Below are 20,883 nucleotides of genomic sequence, written 5' to 3'. Positions count from 1 at the left end.
GCCGGGGGTGGTCAGGCCGCGTGCTGGTACGACGGGTAGGTGATGTACCCGGCGTCGCCGCCCTGATAGAAGGTGGCCTCGTCGGCGGGGGCGAGAGGCAGGTCCGCGCGAAGGCGTTCGACCAGGTCGGGGTTGGAGAGGAAGCTGCGGCCGAAGGCGATCAGGTCGGCGCCCAGACCCAGCCAGTGGTCGGCTTCCGCCCTCCCGGGCCCGTGGTCTCAGGGTGCGAGATCCGGCCGCCGCGCATGATCTGGGCGAAGACGCGTCCGCCTCCGGCATGGACCGCCTCGGCCACCTGCGCCGGGAATCCGTCTGGGTGCACGGCGCCTCTGGGTGCACGGCGCCGAAGATCTCCCGTACGTCCCCGAAGCCGGCCGCGACCGCTCCGTTCCCGCTCCGGTCCCGTCACGGGGCGGAATCCTCCGGCGGCGTCCGCTGTTCGCGCGCGACGATCTCCCGTGCCAGGGCTGCCAGTCGGGGCAGCGCGGGATGGCCGGGCCCGTCCCGGCGGGCGAGCAGGACGGAGAGCCGCGGGGCGTCGTCCAGCGGCACATAGGTGACCCCCGCGTACGGGTGCATCCGCGCGGTGGAGGTGCCCGACACTCCGACGCCCCGCCCGGCCGCGATGGCGGCGAACCAGTCGTCGGTGTTGGCGACGGTGACGGTGGCGGCCGGCCGGGCGTGCGGGGGCCACAGGCTGAGCGTCGTGGTGCCCGAGACGGTGTTCAGGACGACCGTGTCACCGGCCAGATCCGCCAGTGACAGGGAGGTGCGGGCGGCGAGGGGGCCGTCGGCGGCCACGGTGGCCACCCGGTCCTCGGTGAACAGCACCTCCGTGACGAGACCCGGGGTGTCCACGGTCCCGCGCAGCAGCGCCGCGTCGACCTCGCCGCGGGTCAGTCCGGCCGTGCGGTCGTCGATGCGCAGGAGTTCGAGCGGGGTCCTGGGGTACCGCCGCTGCCAGGCCCGCAGCAGCGGTGTGGTGTACGGGCCGAGCGCGGACCAGGCGTGCCCGAGCCGCAGCGGCCGGTCCTGCGGGCGCCCCGGGGTGAGAGCCTCGTCGAAGGCGCTGACCGCGACGGCCGCCTTGTCGCGGAAGGCGATGCCTTCGGGGGTGAGGGCGAGGTGGTGGGTGGAGCGGTCGACGAGCCGGACGCCCAGGTGTTTCTCCAGGGCCGCGAGCCTGCGGGAGACGACGGGCTGGGTCACCTGGAGAAGGGCGGCGGCGCGGGTGACGCCGCGTTCGTCGGCGACAGCGAGGAAGGTCCGCAGATGACGGATCTCGATACTGCGGCGGATGTTCTCCGTGTCCGGTCCAGTGCTCATGCCCGCGGAGCATAACGGGAGCCCAGTAGGCATTTCACGGAAGGCGCGCGGGTCCCTACGGTGAGGAGGGAAGCGACCCCCGATCGGTACCGTATCGTGGACGCTCCGGTGCAGTTCAATGCACTTCTGTGTACGTCGATGGACCGAAGGAAAGGTTTCCGGTGAACGACCCGCGCGCTGCCGCAGAGCCGGCCGCTGCCGTCGCCGTACCCGAGGTGGTGTCCGCGCTCGATGAGCCCGGACACGGCCGGCCGGGGCGTCCAGGCGCCCGGAAGGCCGCACTCGGGCCGGTCGCGCTGGTGGTGGCGGGCGGGCTCTCCGTCCAGTTCGGGGCGGCGGTCGCCGTCCTGCTGATGCCGAGGGCCGGAGCGTTCGGCGTCGTCACCCTGCGCCTCGCCGCGGCCGCGCTCGTGCTGCTGATCCTCTGCCGGCCGAAGCTGCGGGGGTACGCGCGCGCCGACTGGGGCACCGTGGTGGCGTTCGGCGTCGCGATGGGCGGGATGAACACGCTCTTCTACCAGGCCGTCGACCGCATCCCACTGGGCGCCGCCGTCACGCTGGAGGTGCTGGGTCCGCTGGCCCTGTCCGTCGTCGCCTCCCGCCGCCTGATCAACCTCGTCTGGGCGGTACTGGCGCTCGGCGGTGTCGCTCTGCTCAGCGGCGGGGGCTTCGACCGGCTGGATCCGGTCGGGGCGGCGTGCGCCCTGGGCGCGGGCGTCATGTGGGCGGCGTACATCGTCTTCAGCGCACGCACGGGCCGCCGCTTCCCGCAGGCGGACGGGCTGGCCCTGGCCATGGTGGTGGCGGCGGTCCTCTCGCTGCCGCTGGGCATCATGGAAGCGGGCTCGAAGCTCGTGGTCCCCTCCACACTGGCCCTGGGCGTCGCCGTGGCGCTGCTGAGCTCGGTCCTCCCGTACACCCTCGAACTCATGGCCCTGCGCAGGCTGCCCGCGCCCACCTTCGCGATCCTGATGAGCCTCGAACCGGCCATCGCGGCCACGGCGGGCTTTCTCATCCTCGACCAGGCCCTCTCCTCCACGGACGCCCTGGCCATCGCCCTGGTCATCGGCGCGAGCATGGGTGCGGTACGCAGCCAGACGCGGGGCTCCCGGAAGCGGTGAGACCCGACGCACCGGGCGACCTGTCCGTTCCGCCTGCGCGGCGGGGCGTCCGATCCTAGGGTGGTCGCGATGGCCGACCTGGGAGCACACATGCCGGAACGCGACGACCTGCTCGCGCTCGTGACCGATCAGCGCACCAACTTCCTCTACACCGTCGCGAAGCTCGACGACGCCGGAGCCCGCGCCCGGACGACGGTCAGCGAACTGACCCTGGGCGGGCTCCTGAAGCACCTCGGACTCGTGCAGCGCAGCTGGCTCGACGTCGTCGAGGGCACCGCCCCCGCCGAGGTCGGCTGGGCGGACCTCGACCCCGACGGCAACCGGATGACCGACGGCGAGACGGTGGCCGGACTGCTGGAGGCCTTCCACGCGGCGTCGGCCGCGTTCGACCGCACGGTGCGAGAGGAGGCGGACCTCGACCGCGAGGTCACGCTGCCCTCGTACCCTTGGTCGCCCCCCGAGCCGGTCGTCTGGACCGTCCGGCGCGTCCTGTGGCACATCTTCCGCGAGATCGCCCACCACAGTGGTCACGCCGACATCATCCGCGAGGCACTGGACGGTGCCAGCACCACGGCGAGGATGGCCGAGGCGGCGTCCCAGGGGCAGTGACGAGCCCGCCGCGCCAGGAGCGGGCGCGGGGCGCACGATGGAGGGGAGCGAAGGAAGGAGGCCCGCGCATGGGATCGGCAAAGGGCACCGACGAGTACGACGGGCTGTACTCGCACACCCCCTCGCAGGCCGAGGGCGAACGGGACGAGCGGGCCGAGCGGGGCCGCGCCCCCGAGACACACCCCGACGTCCCCCGCACCGAACCCTCGCAGGCCGAGGGCGACCGCACGGAGTGAGCCGGCCAGGTCCTCCCGTAGGTCGAGGGTGAAGACGGTTGGTCCGGTCCCGGTCGGCGCTCCGTCCCGATGAAATCATGCAAGCATGCTTGCTTGTTTTGTGGGGCGCTGGCATGCTCCGGGGCACACCGCCACGCCCCGAGGGGAGCGCACCGTGCCCGACGCATCGGCCGTGACCGCCGCCGTGCTCGACGACATGCGTGAGGAGAGCGACGAACTCGACCTGCTCGTAGCGGGGTTGAGCGCGACCGAGTGGTCCGCTCCGACCCCCGCCCAAGGCTGGACCGTCGCCCACCAGATCGCCCACCTCAACTGGACCGACGAGGTGGCCCTGACCGCCGCCACCGAGCCCGACGCCTTCGCCGCCGAGGTCGAGAAGGCGCTCGCCGCCCCGCGGACCTTCGTCGACGAAGCGGCCGAGGAAGCCGTCACCGCCCTGACCCCCGAGGCGCTGCTCGTGGAGTGGCGGGAAGGGCGGGCCCGGCTCCAGGAGGCCCTGCGCGCGGCCCCCGCCGGGACGAAACTGCCCTGGTACGGGCCGCCGATGAGCATCGCCTCGATGGCGACCGCGCGACTCATGGAGACCTGGGCGCACGGCCAGGACATCGCCGACGCACTGGGCGTGACCAGGAAGCCGACCGCCCGGCTGCGGCACGTCGCCAGGATCGGCGTACGGGCCCGGGACTACGCCTACTTCGTGCGCGGACTGGAACCGCCCGCCGAGCCGTTCCGGGTGGAACTGCGCGCCGGGGACGGCGAGTCGCACGCCTACGGCCCCGAGGACGCCGCCCAGCGGGTCACCGGGCCGCTCCTCGACTTCTGCCTCCTCGTCACCCAGCGCGCCCACCGCGACGACCTCGCCGTCGAGGCGGCGGGCGCCGACGCCGACCGGTGGCTGGACATCGCGCAGGCCTTCGCAGGACCCGCCGGTCCCGGGCGCCCCAGGAAGACGGACCGGTGACCCGGCCCCTGCGCATCGGCAACGCGTCCGGCTTCTACGGCGACCGCTTCGACGCCGTGCGCGACATGCTGACCGGCGGCCCGCTGGACGTCCTGACCGGCGACTACCTCGCCGAGCTCACCATGCTGATCCTCGGCCGGAGCCGCCTCAGGGACCCGAAGCGCGGGTACGCCTCGACGTTCCTGCGGCAGCTGGAGGAGAACCTCGGGCTCGCCCACGAGCGGGGCGTGAAGATCGTCGCCAACGCCGGCGGGCTGAACCCGGCCGGACTCGCCGACGCCGTGCGCGAACTTGCCGACCGCACCGGCGTACCGGTGCGCGTCGCGCACGTCGAAGGCGACAGCCGACCCGTGCCCGACGGCTACCTCACCGCCAACGCCTACCTCGGCGGCGGAGGCATCGCCGCCTGCCTGCGCGCCGGTGCCGACATCGTCGTCACCGGCCGGGTCACCGACGCCGCCCTCGTCACCGGGCCCGCCGCCGCCCACTTCGGCTGGGGTCCCGACGCCCATGACGCCCTCGCCGGGGCCGTCGTCGCCGGACACGTCCTGGAGTGCGGCACCCAGGCCACGGGCGGCAACTACGCCTTCTTCGGCGACCACGACATCCGCCGCCCCGGCTTCCCGCTCGCCGAGATCCACGAGGACGGCAGCAGCGTCATCACCAAGCACGACGGTACGGGCGGGGTCGTCGACATCGGCACCGTCACCGCGCAACTGCTGTACGAGACCGGCGGCGCCCGCTACGCAGGGCCCGACGTCACCGCCCGGCTCGACACCGTGACGCTGACGGGGGACGGGCCGGACCGGGTGCGGATCAGCGGCGTACGCGGCGAGGCCCCGCCGCCCACGCTGAAGGTCGGGCTCAACCGGCTCGGCGGGTGGCGCAACGAGGTCGTCTTCGTGCTGACCGGACTCGACATCGAGGCCAAGTCCCGTCTCGTACGGGCCCAGTTCGCCGACGCCCTGGACCGCGCCGGGACGAAACCCGCCGAGGTGCGGTGGGAGCTCGCCCGCACCGACCGGGCCGACGCCGCGACCGAGGAGACCGCGAGCGCCCTGCTCCGGCTCGTCGTGCGCGACCCGGACGCGGAGGCCGTCGGCCGTGCCGTGTCCGGGGCGGCCGTCGAGCTGGCGCTCGGCAGCTACCCCGGCTTCCACGTGACCGCCCCGCCCGGGAAGGGGGCGCCGTACGGGGTGTTCGAGGCGGCGTACGTACCGGCCGATGACGTCCCTCACGTCGCCGTCCTGCCCGACGGGGCGCGCGAGGTGATCCCGGCGGCCGGCCCGTACCGCGAGCTCGACGAGGTGCCGGAACCGGGCCTCCCCGACCCGCTGCCCGCCGGGCCCACCCGCACCGCACCCCTCGGGCATGTCGCGGGCGCCCGCAGCGGCGACAAGGGCGGGGACGCCAACGTCGGGGTGTGGGTCCGCACGGACGACGCCTGGCGGTGGCTGGCCCACGAGCTGACCGTCCGGCGGTTCCGGGAACTGCTGCCGGAGACCGCCGGACTCACCGTCGTACGCCATGTCCTGCCCCGGCTGCGGGCACTCAACTTCACCGTCCACGGCCTCCTCGGCGAGGGCGTCGCCGCCCAGGCGCGCTTCGATCCGCAGGCCAAGGCCGTGGGGGAGTGGCTGAGGTCCCGGCACATGACCGTCCCCGTACAGCTGCTGGACGCACCGGAGGTGAACGCATGACCGTCCTGCCCACCGCACTCGACACCGCGGGACCTGAATACGCCGCCCACCGCGAGGCCATGCTCGCGAAGCTCGCCGAGCTGGACACCGAGCACGCCAAGGCCCTGGCGGGCGGCGGTGAGAAGTACGTGGCCCGGCACCGGGGGCGCGGCAAGCTCCTGGCCCGCGAACGGATCGAGCTGCTGGTCGACCCGGACACCCCGTTCCTGGAGCTGTCGCCACTGGCCGCCTGGGGCAGCGATTACGCGGTCGGCGCCTCCCTCGTCACCGGGATCGGGATCGTCGAGGGCGTCGAGTGCCTGATCACGGCCAACGACCCGACCGTACGCGGCGGAGCCTCCAACCCCTGGACCCTGAAGAAGGCCCTGCGCGCCAACGAGATCGCCTTCGCCAACCGGCTGCCCTGCGTCTCACTGGTCGAGTCGGGGGGCGCGGACCTGCCCTCGCAGAAGGAGATCTTCATCCCCGGCGGGGCGCTCTTCCGCGACCTCACCCGGCTGTCCGCCGCCGGCATCCCCACCGTCGCCGTGGTCTTCGGCAACTCGACGGCCGGCGGGGCGTACGTCCCCGGGATGTCCGACCACACCGTGATGATCAAGGAGCGTTCGAAGGTCTTCCTCGGCGGACCGCCCCTGGTCAAGATGGCCACCGGCGAGGAGAGCGACGACGAGTCGCTCGGCGGCGCCGAGATGCACGCCCGCACGTCGGGCCTCGCCGACCACTACGCCGTCGACGAGCACGACGCGCTGCGCCAGGCCCGCCGGATCGTCGCCCGGCTCAACTGGCGCAAGGCACATCCTGATCCGGTCCCCGCCGAACCGCCGAAGTACGACGAGGACGAGCTGATCGGGATCGTGCCCGGTGACCTCAAGGCCCCCTTCGACCCCCGAGAGGTCATCGCCCGGCTCGTCGACGGCTCCGACTTCGACGCCTTCAAACCGCTGTACGGGACCAGCCTGGTCACCGGGTGGGCGAGCCTCCACGGCTACCCCGTCGGCATCCTCGCCAACGCGCAGGGGGTGCTGTTCAGCGAGGAGTCGCAGAAGGCCGCGCAGTTCATCCAGCTCGCCAACCAGCGCGACATCCCGCTGCTCTTCCTGCACAACACCACCGGCTACATGGTCGGCAAGGAGTACGAGCAGGGCGGCATCATCAAGCACGGCGCGATGATGATCAACGCGGTGTCGAACTCCCGGGTCCCGCACCTGTCCGTGCTGATGGGCGCCTCCTACGGCGCCGGCCACTACGGCATGTGCGGCAGGGCCTACGACCCCCGCTTCCTCTTCGCCTGGCCCAGCAGCAAGTCCGCGGTCATGGGCCCCCAGCAGCTCGCGGGCGTCCTCTCGATCGTCGCCCGCGCCTCCTCCGCCGCCAAGGGACTTCCCTACGACGACGAGGCCGACGCCGGTCTCCGCGCCATGGTGGAACAGCAGATCGAGTCGGAGTCGCTGCCGATGTTCCTGTCGGGACGGCTGTACGACGACGGGGTCATCGACCCGCGCGACACCAGGACCGTCCTCGGGATGTGCCTGTCAGCGATCCACACGGCACCGGTCGAAGGCGCGCGCGGCTTCGGCGTCTTCCGGATGTGAGGGAAACCGATGATCACCGCACTGCTGGTCGCCAACCGGGGCGAGATCGCCTGCCGGATCTTCCGTACCTGCCGTGAGCTGGGCATCACCACCGTCGCCGTGTACTCCGACGCGGACGCCGACGCCCTGCACGTCCGGGAGGCCGACACCGCCGTACGCCTGCCGGGGGCCGCACCGGCCGACACGTATCTGCGCGGCGACCTCGTCGTCGCCGCCGCGCTCGCCGCCGGAGCGGACGCCGTACACCCCGGCTACGGGTTCCTCTCGGAGAACGCCGGCTTCGCCAGGGCCGTCCAGGACGCCGGACTCGTCTGGGTGGGGCCGCCGGTCAAGGCCATCGAGCTGATGGCGTCCAAGACCCGGGCCAAGGAGCTGATGGCCGCCGCCGGTGTGCCGCTCCTGGCCCCCGTGGACCCGGGGAGCGCCACCGAGGCCGATCTGCCGCTCCTGCTGAAGGCGGCGGCGGGAGGCGGCGGACGCGGGATGCGGATCGTACGGGAACTGGCCTCCCTGCCCGCCGATTCGAAGGCCGCTTCGGCCGAGGCCGCCTCCGCCTTCGGCGACGGCGAGGTCTTCGCCGAGCCGTACGTCGAGCGCGGCCGGCACGTCGAGGTCCAGGTCATGGCGGACAACCAGGGCACCGTGTGGGCGCTCGGCACGCGGGACTGCTCGCTCCAGCGCCGCCACCAGAAGGTCATCGAGGAGGCCCCGGCGCCGGGCCTCGACGACGCACTGAGGCAGCGGCTGCACGACGCGGCGGTAGCCGCCGCGCAGGCGGTGGGCTACCGGGGCGCGGGGACCGTCGAATTCCTCGTATCGGCCGACGGCCGCCCCTACTTCCTGGAGATGAACACCCGGCTCCAGGTCGAACACCCCGTCACCGAAGCGGTGTTCGGCCTCGACCTCGTGGCCCTGCAACTGCGCGTCGCGGAGGGCGGACCCCTGCCCGCGGCCACGCCCCCGGAGCCCTCCGGGCACGCCGTCGAGGCCCGGCTGTACGCCGAGGACCCGGCCAGGGACTGGCAGCCGCAGACCGGGGCCCTGCACACGCTCGACGTGCCCGAAGGGCCCGGCGTCCGCCTCGACACCGGCTACACCGGCGGTGACACCGTCGGGGTGCACTACGACCCGATGCTCGCCAAGGTCATCGCCCACGCCCCCACCCGCACCGAAGCCGTACGGCTCCTCGCCCGCGCCCTGGAACGCGCCCGCGTCCACGGACCGGTCACCAACCGGGAGCTGCTCGTACGCTCCCTGCGCCACCCGGACTTCGCCGCGGGGCGCCTCGACACCGGTTTCTACGACCGGCACCTGGCCGCCCTGACGGCCACCGGCACCCCCGGCGAGGACTCCGCGCGCCGGCTCGCCGCCACCGCGGCGGCCCTGGCCCGGGCGGCCTCCCCGACCGGCCCCGTCCGCCTCGGCGCCTGGCGCAACCTCGCCTCGCAGCCGCAGACGAGGAGCTACCGCAGCGAGCCCGACGGCACGGAGTACGAGATCGCCTACCGCACCGGCCGGGACGGCGTCCCCGCACCGGGGACCGGCGAGCGGGTCGTCACCGCACGCCCCGGCACGGTCACCCTCGAATCCGGCGGCGTCACCCGGCACTTCACGGTCACCACCCACGGCGACCGGACCCACGTCGACACGGCCGCCGGTTCGTACGCCTTCACCGCCCTGCCCCGCTTCACCGACCCCGCCGAACGCACCGAACCCGGCTCCCTGCTCGCACCCATGCCCGGCACCGTCGTCCGCCTCGCGGACGGGCTCGCGCCGGGTGCGGCCGTCGAGGCCGGGCAGCCGCTGATCTGGCTGGAGGCGATGAAGATGGAGCACCGCATCCTCGCCCCCGCCGCCGGCACTCTCACCGCGCTCCACGCCGCCCCAGGACTCCAGGTCGAGGTCGGCGTACTGCTCGCCGTCGTACAGGCCCCCACGTCCGCGCCCCAGTCCGCGCCCCAGGAGGAGACGACCCGATGAGCACCGTCCTCGAAACCCCGGAGCACCAGGCCCTCCGCGCCGCCGTCGCCGCACTCGGCAAGCGCTTCGGCCGCGCCTACAGCACCGACCTGGCCCGCAGGGGCGAGCACCCCCGCGAGCTGTGGGAGGAGGCCGGAAAGCTCGGCTACCTCGGCGTCAACCTCCCCGAGGAGTACGGCGGCGGGGGCGCCGGCATGGCCGAGCTGTCCATCGTCCTGGAGGAGCTGGGGGCCGCCGGGAGCCCCCTCCTCATGCTGGTCGTCTCCCCGGCGATCTGCGGCACCGTGATCGCCCGCTTCGGCACCGAGGAGCAGAAGCGGACCTGGCTGCCCGGCCTCTCCGACGGCTCCCTGACCATGTCCTTCGGCATCACCGAGCCCGACGCCGGATCCAATTCGCACCGCATCACCACGACCGCCCGCCGGGACGGCGGGGACTGGATCCTCAGCGGCCGCAAGGTCTTCATCTCCGGCGTCGACATCTCCGACGCCACCCTGATCGTGGGCCGCACCGAGGACGCCCGCTCCGGCAGCCTCAAACCCTGCCTCTTCATCGTCCCCCGCGACGCCCCGGGCTTCTCCCGCACGCAGATCGACATGGAACTCCAGGCGGCGGAGAAGCAGTTCGAGCTGGTCCTCGACGACGTACGGCTGCCCGCCGACGCACTCGTCGGCGAGGAGGACGCGGGCCTGCTCCAGCTCTTCGCGGGGCTGAACCCGGAACGCATCATGGGCGCCGCCTTCTCCATCGGCATGGGCCGGTACGCCGTCGAACGGGCCGTGGACTACGCGAAGACCCGCACCGTCTGGAAGGGCGCCCCCATCGGCGCGCACCAGGCCATCGCCCACCCGCTGGCCCAGGCGCACATCGAGCTGGAGCTCGCCCGGCTGATGATGCAGAAGGCCGCGAAGCTCTGTGACGACGGCGACGACACAGGCGCCGGCGAGGCCGCCAACATGGCGAAGTACGCCGCCGCCGAAGCCTGTGTCCGGGCCGTCGACCAGGCCGTCCACACCCTGGGCGGCAACGGCCTCACCCGCGAGTACGGGCTCGCCTCCCTCATCACGGCGGCGCGGGTCTCCCGTATCGCACCCGTCAGCCGGGAGATGATCCTGAACTACGTCTCCCACCAGACCCTGGGCCTGCCGAAGTCGTACTGACGGCATCGCGCCATGTCCCAGGTCTCCCCAACCGCCCCCGCAGGGGCGATTCTGGCTCTCCACCCGCGTCGAAGGGGACCGAAGAATGGTGTTCCACAGCGAGTACGCAGACGTCCCGCCCCTCGAGACACCCATCCACGAGGCCGTCCTCGGCAACGCCGCGGACTTCGGTGACACCCCCGCCCTGATCGACGGGACCGACGGGACGACGGTCACGTACAGCCAGCTCGACACCTTCCACCGGCGCATCGCCGCCCACCTCGCCGCGGCGGGCCTGCGCAAGGGCGACGTCCTCGCCCTGCACAGCCCGAACACCATCGCCTACCCGCCCGTCTTCTACGGGGCGAGCCGGGCCGGCGCCACCGTCACCACCATCCACCCGCTCGCCACCGCCGAGGAGTTCGCCAAGCAGCTGGGGGACTCCGCGGCCCGCTGGATCGTCACCGTGTCCCCCCTCCTCGACGTCGCCCGCCGGGCCGCCGAACTCGCGGGCGGCATCGAGGAGATCTTCGTCTGCGACCAGGCCGAGGGCCACACCTCCGTACTCGACATGCTGGGCTCCACGGCCCCCGAACCCGACATCACCTTCGACCCGGCCCAGGACGTCGCCGTACTCCCGTACTCCTCCGGGACCACCGGCACCCCCAAGGGCGTGATGCTCACCCACCGTTCGATCGCCACCAACCTGGAACAGCTGAGACCCTTCGTCCCGCTGGGCGAGCGCGACCGCATCCTGGCCGTGCTGCCGTTCTTCCACATCTACGGTCTGACCGCGCTCATGAACGGGCCGCTGCGCTACGGCGCCACGGTCGTCGTCCTGCCCCGCTTCGACCTCGCCCAGTTCCTCGAAACGATCCAGAACCACCGCATCACCGGCCTGTACGTCGCCCCGCCCATCGTGCTGGCCCTCGCGAAGCACCCGCTCGTCGGGGACTACGACCTCTCCTCGCTGGAGTACATCGTCAGCGCCGCCGCCCCGCTCGACGCCGAACTCGCAGCCGCCTGCTCCACCCGGCTCGGCGTCCCCGCCGTACGGCAGGCGTACGGCATGACGGAACTCTCGCCCGGCACCCATGTCGTCCCCCTCGCCGCGGAGAACCCGCCGCCCGGCACGGTCGGCAAGCTGCTGCCCGGCACCGAGATGCGGATCGTCTCGCTCACCGATCCCGGCATCGACGTGGGCACCGGCACCGACGGCGAGATCCTCATCCGCGGCCCCCAGGTGATGAAGGGCTACCTCGGCCGCCCCGAGGCCACCGACGCCATGATCGACGAGGACGGCTGGCTGCACACCGGGGACGTCGGCCGGGTCGACACGGACGGCTGGCTGTACGTCGTCGACCGCGTGAAGGAACTCATCAAGTACAAGGGCTACCAGGTCGCCCCCGCCGACCTGGAGGCCCTCCTCCTCACCCACCCGGACATCGCCGACGCCGCCGTCATCGGCGTGTACGACGCCGACGGCAACGAGGTCCCCAAGGCCTACGTGGTCCGGGGCCCCGGCGCCGGGGACCTCACGGAGGCGGACGTCATCGCACACGTCGCCGACCGGGTCTCCCCGTACAAGAAGGTCAGACGGGCCGAATTCATCGAGGCCGTACCGCGCGCGGTCTCCGGCAAGATCCTGCGGCGCGAGCTGCGCGACCGGGGGAAGCCGCGATGACCGCGGGTGCCCGCGTGCGTGACCACTTCCCTTCCGCGTCCGGCCCGGTGGGCGGGCGCGGGCGGACGGCACGGTAGAAGGAGACGAACCGCATGACACTGCTCGCCCCAACCGTCCACGACCGCGGCATCGCCACCCTCACCCTCGACTCACCGGCCAACCGCAACGCCCTGAGTGCGCGACTCGTCGGTGAACTCGCCGAGGCCCTCGACGCCTGTGCAGCCGACGCCTCCGTACGGGCCGTGGTCCTCACCCACACCGGCAACACCTTCTGTGCGGGCGCCGACCTCACCGCACCGCCCGACCCGCACGAACTCGTCGCCCTCATGCGGCGCCTCGTCGCCCTGCCCAAGCCCGTCGTCGCCCGGGTCACCGGGCACGTCCGGGCCGGCGGCCTCGGCCTGCTCGGGGCGTGTGACATCTCGGTCGCGGGCCCCGAGTCCTCCTTCGCCCTCACCGAGTCCCGTCTGGGCCTCGCCCCCGCCGTGATCTCCCTGCCGCTGCTGCCCCGCCTCGACGCGCGCGCCGCAGCCCGCTACTACCTCACCGGGGAACGCTTCGACGCGGCCGAAGCGGCCCGCGTCGGCCTCGTGAGTGTCGCCGCCGACGACGCGGACAAGGCGCTCGAACCGGTACTGGACGGACTGCGCAGGGCGTCACCGCAGGGGCTGGCCGCATCGAAGGAGCTGGTCACGGCTACTGTGCTGCGGAGTTTCGACAGACACGCCGAAGACCTCATCGCCCGCTCGGCGGCGCTCTTCGCCTCCGACGACGCACGGGAGGGGATGACGGCCTTCCTGGAACGACGGGATCCCGCATGGGTGCTGTGACGCCCCCGAAGCAGGACAGGAGCCGCGCCACCCGGCAGCGGCTCCTGGCCTCGGCGGTCGCCTGCCTCGCCGAACGCGGCTGGGCGGGCTCCACCGTCTCCGTCGTCGCCGAACACGCGGGGGTCTCCCGGGGCGCGGCCCAGCACCACTTCCCGACCCGCGAGGACCTGTTCACCGGCGCCGTCGAGTACGTCGCCGAGGAACGCTCCGCCGCCCTGCGCGCCCTGCCCGTCCAGGGCCGCGCCGAGGTCGTCGCCGCGCTCGTCGACCTCTACACCGGCCCGCTCTTCCGTGCCGCGCTCCAGCTCTGGGTCGCCGCGTCCAACGAGGCGCAGCTCCGCCCCCGCGTCACCGAACTCGAAGCACGCGTGGGCCGCGAGACCCACCGCATCGCCGTCGAACTCCTCGGCGCCGACGAGACCCGCCCCGGGGTGCGCGAGACGGTGCAGGGCCTCCTCGACATGGCCCGGGGCCTGGGCCTCGCCAACCTCCTGACGGACGACACCGCGAGGCGAAGCCGAGTGGTCACCCAATGGACGGCACTACTGAACGAGACGCTGCCCTAACCCCCGCCCGCCACCCCCCGCCCCCGCTCGTTGGGAAGTTACAGACGGATTCGGGGGGTATATGTCCGGTATGGGTGTCCGTGACTTCCCAGTGACGGGTCAGGGGGTGGGTGGGGTGAACTCGGGTTGGTCGAGGACTCGCAGCCAGGTTCCGTCGGGCTGGCGACGGACGACCTGGGCCCGCGCTCCGGCTCCGTCCTTCGGCGGGGTCGACGTCAGGGCGATGTCGCCGCTGATCAGGGTCGGCAGGGGCGGCTCCTGTTCGAAGTGCGGGCGGCCCGCCAGCACCTTCGCCCACAGCGCGCGGATGGCCTCCCGCCCCACCGTCACCTCGCCGGGCGGGTACGCCAGCACCGCCTCCGCCTCGTAGAGGGCGGCGACCCCGGCCGCGTCGCCGGCGTTGGACCGCTCGACGAACAGGCGGGTGATGTCCTCGGGGCGCTGGGCCTTCTCGTACTCGGGCACGGTTTCCTCCTGGTCCGGTTCTTGTCACCTCCAGCGTGGCCAGGCCCCCTTCCAGAAGTCCAACAGATGGTTCTTCTGGTAACTAGAATCAACGGTCATGGACCTGAGGCAGCTGGAATACTTCGTCGCCGTCGCCGAGGAGCGGAACTTCACCAGGGCCGCCGAGCGGGTGCACATCAGCCAGTCCGGGGTGAGCGCCCAGATCCGCAGGCTGGAACGGGAGCTCGGCGCCGAGCTGTTCGACCGGTCCTCGCGCACCGCAGCCCTCACCGTCGCCGGAAAGGCCGCGCTCGCACACGCCCGCGCCACGCTGGCCGCAGCCGAGGCGGTGGGGCAGGCGGTGGGCGAGGTGGCCGAGCTGATCCGGGGCCGGCTCACCGTCGGGATGGTCATCGGCTGCACCGTAACCCCGTTGTTCGACGCCCTCGCGGCGTTCCACCGGGCCCATCCCGGGGTCGAGATCTCGCTGCTGGAGGACAACTCCGACCGGCTCGTCGACGGTGTGCGCGCCGGAGCCGTCGATCTGGCCCTGATCGGCACCGCCGCTCCCGCCCCCGAAGGGCTGGAGGCCCTGACGATCATCAGCGAGCGGCTCGTCGCCGCCGTACCGGACGGGGATCCGCTGGCTCGTCAGCAACGGGTGACCCTGCGCGACCTGGTGGCCCGGCCTCTCATCTGCATGCCACCCGGTACCGGCCTCCGTGCGCTCCTCGACCGCGCCTGTGCCGCCGAGGGCCTCCGGCCGGTGATCGCGCTGCAGGCCAGTGCGGCGGACGCCCTCGCGGATCTCGCCGCGCGGGGGCTCGGGGTCGCCGTCCTCAGCGAGTCGATGGCCGCGAGCTACGGCGACCGGCTCACCGCCCGCGTCATCGCGGATGTCGAGACGCCGGCGCTGCTCGCGCTGGTGTGGCGGAGTACGCGCAACCCCGCCGTGCGCGAACTCCTCGCGCACGGGCGGCGGGCGTTCGCCGCGCAGTGAGGAGGGGGCAGCGGTGGTGTCGTCACCTGCTGGTAGAACAACGGGAGTTGTAGCGCTCACTCCACCGAAGGATGCATGTGATCGATCATGTGGAGCACCTCCACGGCCTGCCCGCTCATACCTTCCCGCAGTTCACCCGGAGCAAGGACATGCCCGCCGCCGATGCCGTCGCCTGGCGCATCGAGCTCGGGGACATGGACGGTGAAGAAGGCTCGGACGACTACTGGGAGCGTTTCCTCTCGACCATGCCGGCCGAGGACGTACGCGCGCTGATCATCGGCTACCCGTGGTACACCGAGTGGGGCATGGGCAGCATGACCGGGACGCTCGCGGAGGCGAGCTCGCGCCTCGTCGGTCTGGAGGCGCTGTTCCTCGGCGACATCGTCGCCGAACAGTCCGAACTCTCCTGGATGGAGCAGTCCGACGTCACGCCCGTCCTCACGGCCTACCCCCGGCTGCGGGAGCTTGCGGTACGGGGCAGCGCGGGCCTGGAGTTCACCGCGGTGCGCCATGAGGCGCTGCGCACCCTGCGCTTCGAGTGCGGCGGGCTGCCCGCCGGGGTGGTGCGTGGTGTCCTGGACTCCGATCTGCCGGCCCTGGAGCACCTGGAGCTGTGGCTGGGCGACGAGTACTACGGCTGCGACACGACCCTGGAAGACCTCGCGCCGCTGCTGGAGGGCGCGCGGTTCCCCGCGCTGCGGCACCTGGGGCTGCAGAACAGCCAGTTCCAGGACGAGATCGCGGCGGCCGTGGCTCACGCACCCGTCGTCGCCCGCCTCGAATCGCTCAGCCTGTCGCTGGGGACGCTCGGGGACGCCGGGGCGGAGGCGCTGCTGAACGGGCAGCCGCTCACCCACCTGCGCTCGCTCGACCTGCACCACCACTTCCTGAGCGACGCCATGACGGCGCGGATCCGGGAGACCCTCGAACCGGCGGGGGTGCGGGTCGACCTCTCCGGGCGGGAGGAGGAGGACGAGTACGACGACGATGACGAGGGGGACGGGCGTTACATCGCCGCCGCCGAGTGACGCCGCCCCGTCGTGAAGCCGACGGGCCGGGCGTGCGTACGCACCGGAGGCGGGCCAGGCCTCCGGTGCGTACGGCGTGTGGGCCGAGGCGGGCTCAGCGGGAGTCGCAGTACCGCGCGAGGGCCGCCTTGGTCCCCGCTCCGGCGATCCCGTCGATGGCGCCCTTGTAGCCCCAGCTCTTCTTGAGCCAGCGCTGCAGCGCCTTCACCGTGCCGCTCCCGACGACTCCGTCGATGGAGCCGGTGTACTTCCAGTTCGCCTTGAGGTAGCGCTGCATCGCCTTCCAGCTGCTGGTGCCGAGCTGCCCGTCGATGGCGCCCTTGTAGCCCCAGTTGTTCTTCAGGTCCCGCTGGAGCTTCTTGGCCTGCGTGCTGTTCAGACCGAGGTTGACGACCGCGAGCGGGGCGGCGGCCACCGAGTTCGTCACCGGCTGCCTGGTCTGCTCGGTCGCGGCGAAGCCGGTACCCGCGGCCGCCAGGCTTCCGCCGGCGAGCGCGATGACAGTGGTGACTCCGACGAACGCCCTCGTCAAGGTTTGCATTCGCTTTCCTCCTCATGGGTGGATCCGACCGTGGCGGCCGGCTCGGCACCAAGACTGCGGGGCGGATGGCGAGCGCCGCCAGAGCCGCCGCGGAAGTGACGCACCCATGGGATGTTTACCCTGTTGACCTGCGAAGACGCCACCCTCGGTGTCGGTCGGCCGGGACGGTGGGACGCCGGGACGGCCGGCCCGGGGGCAGCCGGTCCCGTGCCTCGCGCGTCCTGGGCGGGCGCGGTCGCTGGTGCAGAATGCGAAGGGCGAACGGGGGCCCGGGCCAGGGGCCGTGCACGCGAACGGGGGAACATGTCGCGTTGGAAAGAGCTGCCCGCCGAAGTGGATTCCGATGTCCGGCAGTTGGTGGTCCGGCTGCGCCGGCTGAAGGACCACAGCGGACTGAGCACGCGTCAGCTGGCAGCGAGGACGGGGTACAGCCCACGGTCGTGGGAGCGGTATCTGGGTGCCGGATCGCTGCCGCCCCGGGAGGCCGTCGAGGCGCTGGCACGGATCGCCGGTGAGGATCCGACCCGGCTGCTCGTACTCCACGAGGTCGCCACCGAGGCGTGGAGGGCCGGCGGCGCGGCCGCGCCGGAGACCGCCGGACCGGGACCGGGAGCGGGAGCGGCGCCGCCGGGGAGCCGGGCGGCCGGGCCGTGGAGGCGTGCGCCGCGCGTCGCGTTCGTGGCGGGGGCGGTCGCCCTGGTGCTGGCCGCCTCGGCGGCGGTCCTCCTGGCCGTGCGGCACACGGACGGTGGGTCAGGGGCCACGGCCGCTCCCGGCGCCCGGCCCGTCGCCTCGACGCCGGCCGTGTACACCTGCCGCCCGGAGCGCAGGGACGGCCTCTGGTACGCGGGCAACAGCCGCACCCTGGACGCCGTCGTGGCGTACGGCCACGCCGGTCCGGAGGTGGCCGAGGCGCAGTGCCTGCTGAAGAGGGCGGGCAGTGATCCGGGGACCGTCGACGGCATCCACGGCCCGGTGACGCAACGCGCGGTCCAGCGCTTCCAGCAACGGCACGGCCTGGTCGTGGACGCCATCATCGGGCCGCACACCTGGCAGGCCCTGCGGGAAGCGCCCCTGCCGTGACGGGGGCGGGTCCGTCGCCGGAGCACGCGCGTCTGGCCACGGCGCTGCGGGAACTGAAGAAGCGCACCGGACTGAGCCTGGCGGGTCTGGCGGACCGCACCCCGTACAGCAAGTCGTCCTGGGACCGTTACCTCAACGGCAAGGCGCTGCCCCCGCGTCAGGCGGTGCGGGCCCTGTGCGGTCTCGCCGGTGAACAGGACGGGCGGTGCCTGGCGCTGTGGGAGCTCGCGGAATCACGGGGGAGCGGGCGCGCGGCGGTGGTGGCCGGCACGGTCACGCCGCCCCCGCCCCCGGCAGGGGGCACGCCGCCCCGCGGCCGGGCCGGCCGCAGGACCGTCGTGACCCTGCTCGCCGCGGTGGGTGCCGTGACCGTCGGGGGCCTCGCGGCGGCCCTTCTCCTGCTGGGCGGCGACGACGGCCGGCAGCCGTCCCCGCCCGGACACCGGTGCCGGGGAGCCGCCTGCGAGGGGAAGAACCCGATGCACATGATCTGCGCCCTGGGGCCGCCGGCCACCCTCGCCTCGTACCGGACGGCCACCGGAGCCAGGGTGGAGCTGCGGTACAGCGCCGACTGCGGAGCCGGCTGGGCCCGGACGTGGGGGACGAGCACCGGAGACCGGATCGAGGTGACCGCGAGCGGTGGTCCGCCCCGGAGCGCGGAGGTCATGGACGAGACGGACGCGGGGTCGTACGTCTACACCGCGATGGTCGCCGTCCGCCCGGGAGCCGTGCTCCGGGCCTGCTTCCGGCCCGGGGCGGGAGACGGGAAGGAGTGCTTCACCGGCCGCGCGCCCCGGCCGGGTCAGTTGCCCAGATCGGCGAGCTGGTCGTAGCCCGCGATCGAGCGGGGGTCGCGGGTTCCCGGGCCGACGTACGTCGCCGAGGGGCGCACCAGACGGCCGGTCCGCTTCTGTTCCAGGATGTGCGCCGACCAGCCCGCCGTACGGGCACAGCTGAACATCGCCGTGAACATGTGGGCCGGGACCTCGGCGAAGTCGAGCACGATCGCCGCCCAGAACTCGACGTTCGTCGCCAGGACACGGTCCGGGCGACGGGCGTGGAGCTCCTCCAGGGCCGCCTTCTCCAGGGCCTCCGCCACCTCGAAGCGCGGGGCGGCCAGCTCACGGGCCGTGCGCCGCAGGACCCGGGCGCGGGGGTCCTCGGCGCGGTAGACGCGGTGGCCGAAGCCCATCAGCCGCTCGCCCTTGTCCAGCGCCTGCTTCACGTACGCCGTGGCGTCGCCGGTCCGCTCGATCTCCTCGATCATGCCGAGGACCCGGGACGGCGCCCCGCCGTGCAGGGGGCCCGACATCGCGCCCACCGCCCCGGACAGGGCCGCGGAGACGTCCGCGCCGGTCGACGCGATGACACGGGCGGTGAACGTGGAGGCGTTCATGCCGTGCTCGGCGGCCGACGTCCAGTAGGCGTCGACGGCCTTGACGTGCTTCGGGTCCGGCTCGCCGCGCCAGCGGATCATGAACCGCTCGACCACGGACTCCGCCTTGTCGATCTCGCTCTGCGGGACCATCGGCAGGCCCTGGCCCCGGGCCGACTGGGCGACGTACGACAGGGCCATCACGGCGGCCCGCGCCAGGTCGTCGCGCGCGGTCCGCTCGTCGATGTCGAGCAGCGGTTTCAGGCCCCACACCGGCGCCAGCATGGCGAGCGCGGACTGCACGTCGACACGGATGTCGCCGGAGTGCACGGGGATCGGAAACGGTTCGGCGGGCGGCAGACCGGGGTTGAACGCCCCATCCACCAGCAGACCCCAGACGTTGCCGAACGACACATGGCCGACGAGGTCCTCGATGTCGACGCCGCGGTAACGGAGCGAGCCGCCCTCCTTGTCGGGCTCGGCGATCTCCGTCTCGAACGCGACGACTCCTTCAAGTCCGGGTACGAAGTCGGACATGGGGCGGCTCCCTCGACTCGGCGGCTGGCGGACGGCCACGGAGGCCGTTCCACGATACTGGCGGGTTACCACGATGCGGGGAAGGGTGACGTCGGGCACAGCGTCCCGGCTCGTGGACGGGCGATCGCGCCCCTCCCCGCAGGGAACCGGCCCGCTGCGGCAGGATGGCCCCGTGCCCACAGCAGATGCCACTCCGTCTTCCGTGTCCGCCTCCTCCCGCGTCCCGTCATCCGATTGCACCACCGATCCGGCCGCGATGCGCGAGCAGTACCGCTCCGAGGACTTCGTCGAGAAGGATCTCGCCGCCGATCCCATGGACCAGTTCGCCCGCTGGTTCCGTCAGGTCGCCGGGGAGGGCGCCCTCCAGGAGCCGAACGCGATGGTGGTGTCCACGGCCGACCCGGAGGGCCGGCCGTCCTCACGGACGGTGCTGCTGAAGCACTACGACGGCCGGGGCTTCGTCTTCTTCACCAACTACGGCTCCCGCAAGGGTCGCGAGCTGGCGGCGAACCCGCACGTCTCGCTGCTCTTCCCCTGGCACCCGCTCGCCCGCCAGGTCATCGTCACCGGCACCGCGGCCCGCGTCGGACGTGAGGAGACGGTGGCCTACTTCCGCACCCGCCCCCATGGATCCCAGCTGGGCGCCTGGGCCAGCGACCAGTCGACGGTGGTCGGCTCCCGGCAGGAGCTGACCGCCCGCTACGACGAGCTGGCGGCCCGCTACCCGGAGGGCGAGAAGGTGCCCGCCCCGCCGCACTGGGGCGGATTCCGCGTCGTGCCGGACGCGATCGAATTCTGGCAGGGCCGGGAGAACCGGCTGCACGACCGGCTGCGCTACGTCCGGGACGGCCCGGCCGCCGACTGGCGGGTGGAGCGGCTCTGCCCCTGACCGGTCAGCCGCCTGAGGACCGGAAGGAGCGGGCAGCATCCGGCCGGTCCCAGCAGTACCGGCCCGCTGCCCGTGAAACGCAGGAACCCGCAGGCTCTGGTCCCTCCTTGCGGAGGAGCCGGCCGGACTTACCGGCGAGCCTGCGGGTCGGTGACTGCTCGGGTTTCGGCAGGCAGCCTGCCGAGGTGCACGGTGTGCGACGACGGGCTGTCAGCCCGCAGCCACCTCACGAATCCGATAAG

General features: G+C 72.9%; 20 protein-coding genes and 1 pseudogene. 16 read left to right on the top strand and 5 right to left on the bottom strand.

The window, feature by feature from the left end; translation table 11 throughout:
- Window positions 1–11 precede the first annotated feature (11 nt).
- Window positions 12–206, bottom strand: a pseudogene (locus ABT001_RS05090) (alkene reductase); the annotation flags it as partial.
- A 199-nt stretch (window positions 207–405) separates the two neighbouring features.
- Window positions 406–1,326, bottom strand: a complete 921-nt coding sequence (locus tag ABT001_RS05085) for a LysR family transcriptional regulator (RefSeq protein ID WP_351272554.1) — start codon at window positions 1,324–1,326, stop codon at window positions 406–408.
- Window positions 1,327–1,487: 161 nt separating this feature from the next.
- Here ABT001_RS05085 and ABT001_RS05080 point away from each other — a divergent pair, with 161 nt between their 5' ends.
- From ABT001_RS05080 to ABT001_RS05030, 11 genes are all read left to right on the top strand, one after another.
- The gene (locus tag ABT001_RS05080; RefSeq protein WP_351272552.1) at window positions 1,488–2,447 is read left to right on the top strand and encodes an EamA family transporter; all 960 of its coding nucleotides are present in this window, start codon (window positions 1,488–1,490) and stop codon (window positions 2,445–2,447) included.
- A gap of 90 nt (window positions 2,448–2,537) precedes the next feature.
- Window positions 2,538–3,056, top strand: coding sequence for a DinB family protein (locus tag ABT001_RS05075; RefSeq protein WP_351273055.1), 519 nt, complete (start codon window positions 2,538–2,540; stop codon window positions 3,054–3,056).
- A 68-nt stretch (window positions 3,057–3,124) separates the two neighbouring features.
- On the top strand, window positions 3,125–3,292 hold the full coding sequence (locus ABT001_RS05070) for a hypothetical protein (protein ID WP_351272549.1): 168 nt from the start codon (window positions 3,125–3,127) through the stop codon (window positions 3,290–3,292).
- Between the two features lie 154 nt (window positions 3,293–3,446).
- A complete protein-coding gene (locus tag ABT001_RS05065) occupies window positions 3,447–4,253 on the top strand; it encodes a TIGR03084 family metal-binding protein (protein WP_351272547.1) in 807 nt (268 codons plus the stop codon).
- Window positions 4,250–5,953 (top strand): acyclic terpene utilization AtuA family protein, encoded by a 1,704-nt coding sequence (locus tag ABT001_RS05060; RefSeq protein WP_351272544.1) that lies wholly within the window; start codon window positions 4,250–4,252, stop codon window positions 5,951–5,953. The genes ABT001_RS05065 and ABT001_RS05060 overlap by 4 nt, the downstream gene beginning before the upstream one ends.
- Window positions 5,950–7,545, top strand: a complete 1,596-nt coding sequence (locus ABT001_RS05055; RefSeq protein WP_351272541.1) for an acyl-CoA carboxylase subunit beta — start codon at window positions 5,950–5,952, stop codon at window positions 7,543–7,545. Before ABT001_RS05060 ends, ABT001_RS05055 begins: the two co-directional genes overlap by 4 nt.
- Before the next feature lie 9 nt (window positions 7,546–7,554).
- Complete coding sequence (locus ABT001_RS05050) at window positions 7,555–9,525, top strand: acetyl/propionyl/methylcrotonyl-CoA carboxylase subunit alpha (RefSeq protein WP_351272538.1); 1,971 nt, start codon at window positions 7,555–7,557, stop codon at window positions 9,523–9,525.
- Window positions 9,522–10,685 carry an acyl-CoA dehydrogenase family protein gene (locus ABT001_RS05045; RefSeq protein WP_351272535.1) on the top strand — a complete coding sequence of 388 codons (1,164 nt, stop codon included), beginning with the start codon at window positions 9,522–9,524 and terminating at the stop codon, window positions 10,683–10,685. Before ABT001_RS05050 ends, ABT001_RS05045 begins: the two co-directional genes overlap by 4 nt.
- Window positions 10,686–10,770: 85 nt before the next feature.
- Window positions 10,771–12,348, top strand: a complete 1,578-nt coding sequence (locus ABT001_RS05040; RefSeq protein WP_351272532.1) for a 4-coumarate--CoA ligase family protein — start codon at window positions 10,771–10,773, stop codon at window positions 12,346–12,348.
- A 92-nt stretch (window positions 12,349–12,440) separates the two neighbouring features.
- Window positions 12,441–13,178: an enoyl-CoA hydratase family protein gene (locus tag ABT001_RS05035; RefSeq protein ID WP_351272530.1), complete on the top strand. Its 738-nt coding sequence runs from the start codon at window positions 12,441–12,443 to the stop codon at window positions 13,176–13,178.
- Window positions 13,166–13,744 (top strand): TetR/AcrR family transcriptional regulator, encoded by a 579-nt coding sequence (locus ABT001_RS05030; RefSeq protein ID WP_351272527.1) that lies wholly within the window; start codon window positions 13,166–13,168, stop codon window positions 13,742–13,744. Before ABT001_RS05035 ends, ABT001_RS05030 begins: the two co-directional genes overlap by 13 nt.
- Before the next feature lie 99 nt (window positions 13,745–13,843).
- Here the strand turns inward: ABT001_RS05030 and ABT001_RS05025 are convergent, their stop codons facing one another.
- Window positions 13,844–14,209 (bottom strand): YybH family protein, encoded by a 366-nt coding sequence (locus ABT001_RS05025; protein ID WP_351272525.1) that lies wholly within the window; start codon window positions 14,207–14,209, stop codon window positions 13,844–13,846.
- Window positions 14,210–14,306: 97 nt separating this feature from the next.
- Between ABT001_RS05025 and ABT001_RS05020 the strand changes: the two genes are divergently transcribed.
- Window positions 14,307–15,188 carry a LysR family transcriptional regulator gene (locus ABT001_RS05020; RefSeq protein ID WP_351272523.1) on the top strand — a complete coding sequence of 294 codons (882 nt, stop codon included), beginning with the start codon at window positions 14,307–14,309 and terminating at the stop codon, window positions 15,186–15,188.
- Window positions 15,189–15,259: 71 nt separating this feature from the next.
- On the top strand, window positions 15,260–16,216 hold the full coding sequence (locus ABT001_RS05015; RefSeq protein WP_351272521.1) for an STM4015 family protein: 957 nt from the start codon (window positions 15,260–15,262) through the stop codon (window positions 16,214–16,216).
- Between the two features lie 94 nt (window positions 16,217–16,310).
- Here the strand turns inward: ABT001_RS05015 and ABT001_RS05010 are convergent, their stop codons facing one another.
- On the bottom strand, window positions 16,311–16,757 hold the full coding sequence (locus tag ABT001_RS05010) for a peptidoglycan-binding domain-containing protein (protein WP_351272518.1): 447 nt from the start codon (window positions 16,755–16,757) through the stop codon (window positions 16,311–16,313).
- A gap of 303 nt (window positions 16,758–17,060) precedes the next feature.
- Between ABT001_RS05010 and ABT001_RS05005 the strand changes: the two genes are divergently transcribed.
- Window positions 17,061–17,840, top strand: a complete 780-nt coding sequence (locus ABT001_RS05005) for a peptidoglycan-binding protein (protein ID WP_351272516.1) — start codon at window positions 17,061–17,063, stop codon at window positions 17,838–17,840.
- On the top strand, window positions 17,837–18,673 hold the full coding sequence (locus tag ABT001_RS05000; protein ID WP_351272513.1) for a helix-turn-helix domain-containing protein: 837 nt from the start codon (window positions 17,837–17,839) through the stop codon (window positions 18,671–18,673). The genes ABT001_RS05005 and ABT001_RS05000 overlap by 4 nt, the downstream gene beginning before the upstream one ends.
- Here the strand turns inward: ABT001_RS05000 and ABT001_RS04995 are convergent.
- A complete protein-coding gene (locus tag ABT001_RS04995) occupies window positions 18,643–19,752 on the bottom strand; it encodes a citrate synthase 2 (RefSeq protein ID WP_351272510.1) in 1,110 nt (369 codons plus the stop codon). The genes ABT001_RS05000 and ABT001_RS04995 overlap by 31 nt on opposite strands.
- Window positions 19,753–20,008: 256 nt before the next feature.
- Here ABT001_RS04995 and pdxH point away from each other — a divergent pair, with 256 nt between their 5' ends.
- On the top strand, window positions 20,009–20,641 hold the full coding sequence (gene pdxH, locus ABT001_RS04990; protein WP_351273052.1) for a pyridoxamine 5'-phosphate oxidase: 633 nt from the start codon (window positions 20,009–20,011) through the stop codon (window positions 20,639–20,641).
- Window positions 20,642–20,883: the final 242 nt, after the last annotated feature.

Source organism: Streptomyces sp. NPDC002793, from assembly GCF_040295485.1.
Classification (GTDB): Bacteria; Actinomycetota; Actinomycetes; order Streptomycetales; family Streptomycetaceae; genus Streptomyces.
The sequence above is the reverse complement of the archived record's forward strand: the minus strand, read 5'-3'. Positions and strand labels throughout refer to the sequence as shown.

Coding starts and splice junctions, on each gene's coding strand:
- ABT001_RS05055 (WP_351272541.1), top strand. CDS start 5,950: ATGACCGTCCTGCCCACCGCACTCGACACCGCGGGACCTGAATACGCC.
- ABT001_RS05045 (WP_351272535.1), top strand. CDS start 9,522: ATGAGCACCGTCCTCGAAACCCCGGAGCACCAGGCCCTCCGCGCCGCC.
- ABT001_RS05015 (WP_351272521.1), top strand. CDS start 15,260: ATGCATGTGATCGATCATGTGGAGCACCTCCACGGCCTGCCCGCTCAT.
- pdxH (WP_351273052.1), top strand. CDS start 20,009: ATGCGCGAGCAGTACCGCTCCGAGGACTTCGTCGAGAAGGATCTCGCC.
- ABT001_RS05030 (WP_351272527.1), top strand. CDS start 13,166: ATGGGTGCTGTGACGCCCCCGAAGCAGGACAGGAGCCGCGCCACCCGG.
- ABT001_RS05050 (WP_351272538.1), top strand. CDS start 7,555: ATGATCACCGCACTGCTGGTCGCCAACCGGGGCGAGATCGCCTGCCGG.
- ABT001_RS04995 (WP_351272510.1), bottom strand. CDS start 19,752: ATGTCCGACTTCGTACCCGGACTTGAAGGAGTCGTCGCGTTCGAGACG.
- ABT001_RS05070 (WP_351272549.1), top strand. CDS start 3,125: ATGGGATCGGCAAAGGGCACCGACGAGTACGACGGGCTGTACTCGCAC.
- ABT001_RS05085 (WP_351272554.1), bottom strand. CDS start 1,326: ATGAGCACTGGACCGGACACGGAGAACATCCGCCGCAGTATCGAGATC.
- ABT001_RS05035 (WP_351272530.1), top strand. CDS start 12,441: ATGACACTGCTCGCCCCAACCGTCCACGACCGCGGCATCGCCACCCTC.
- ABT001_RS05075 (WP_351273055.1), top strand. CDS start 2,538: ATGCCGGAACGCGACGACCTGCTCGCGCTCGTGACCGATCAGCGCACC.
- ABT001_RS05020 (WP_351272523.1), top strand. CDS start 14,307: ATGGACCTGAGGCAGCTGGAATACTTCGTCGCCGTCGCCGAGGAGCGG.
- ABT001_RS05010 (WP_351272518.1), bottom strand. CDS start 16,757: ATGCAAACCTTGACGAGGGCGTTCGTCGGAGTCACCACTGTCATCGCG.
- ABT001_RS05005 (WP_351272516.1), top strand. CDS start 17,061: ATGTCGCGTTGGAAAGAGCTGCCCGCCGAAGTGGATTCCGATGTCCGG.
- ABT001_RS05040 (WP_351272532.1), top strand. CDS start 10,771: ATGGTGTTCCACAGCGAGTACGCAGACGTCCCGCCCCTCGAGACACCC.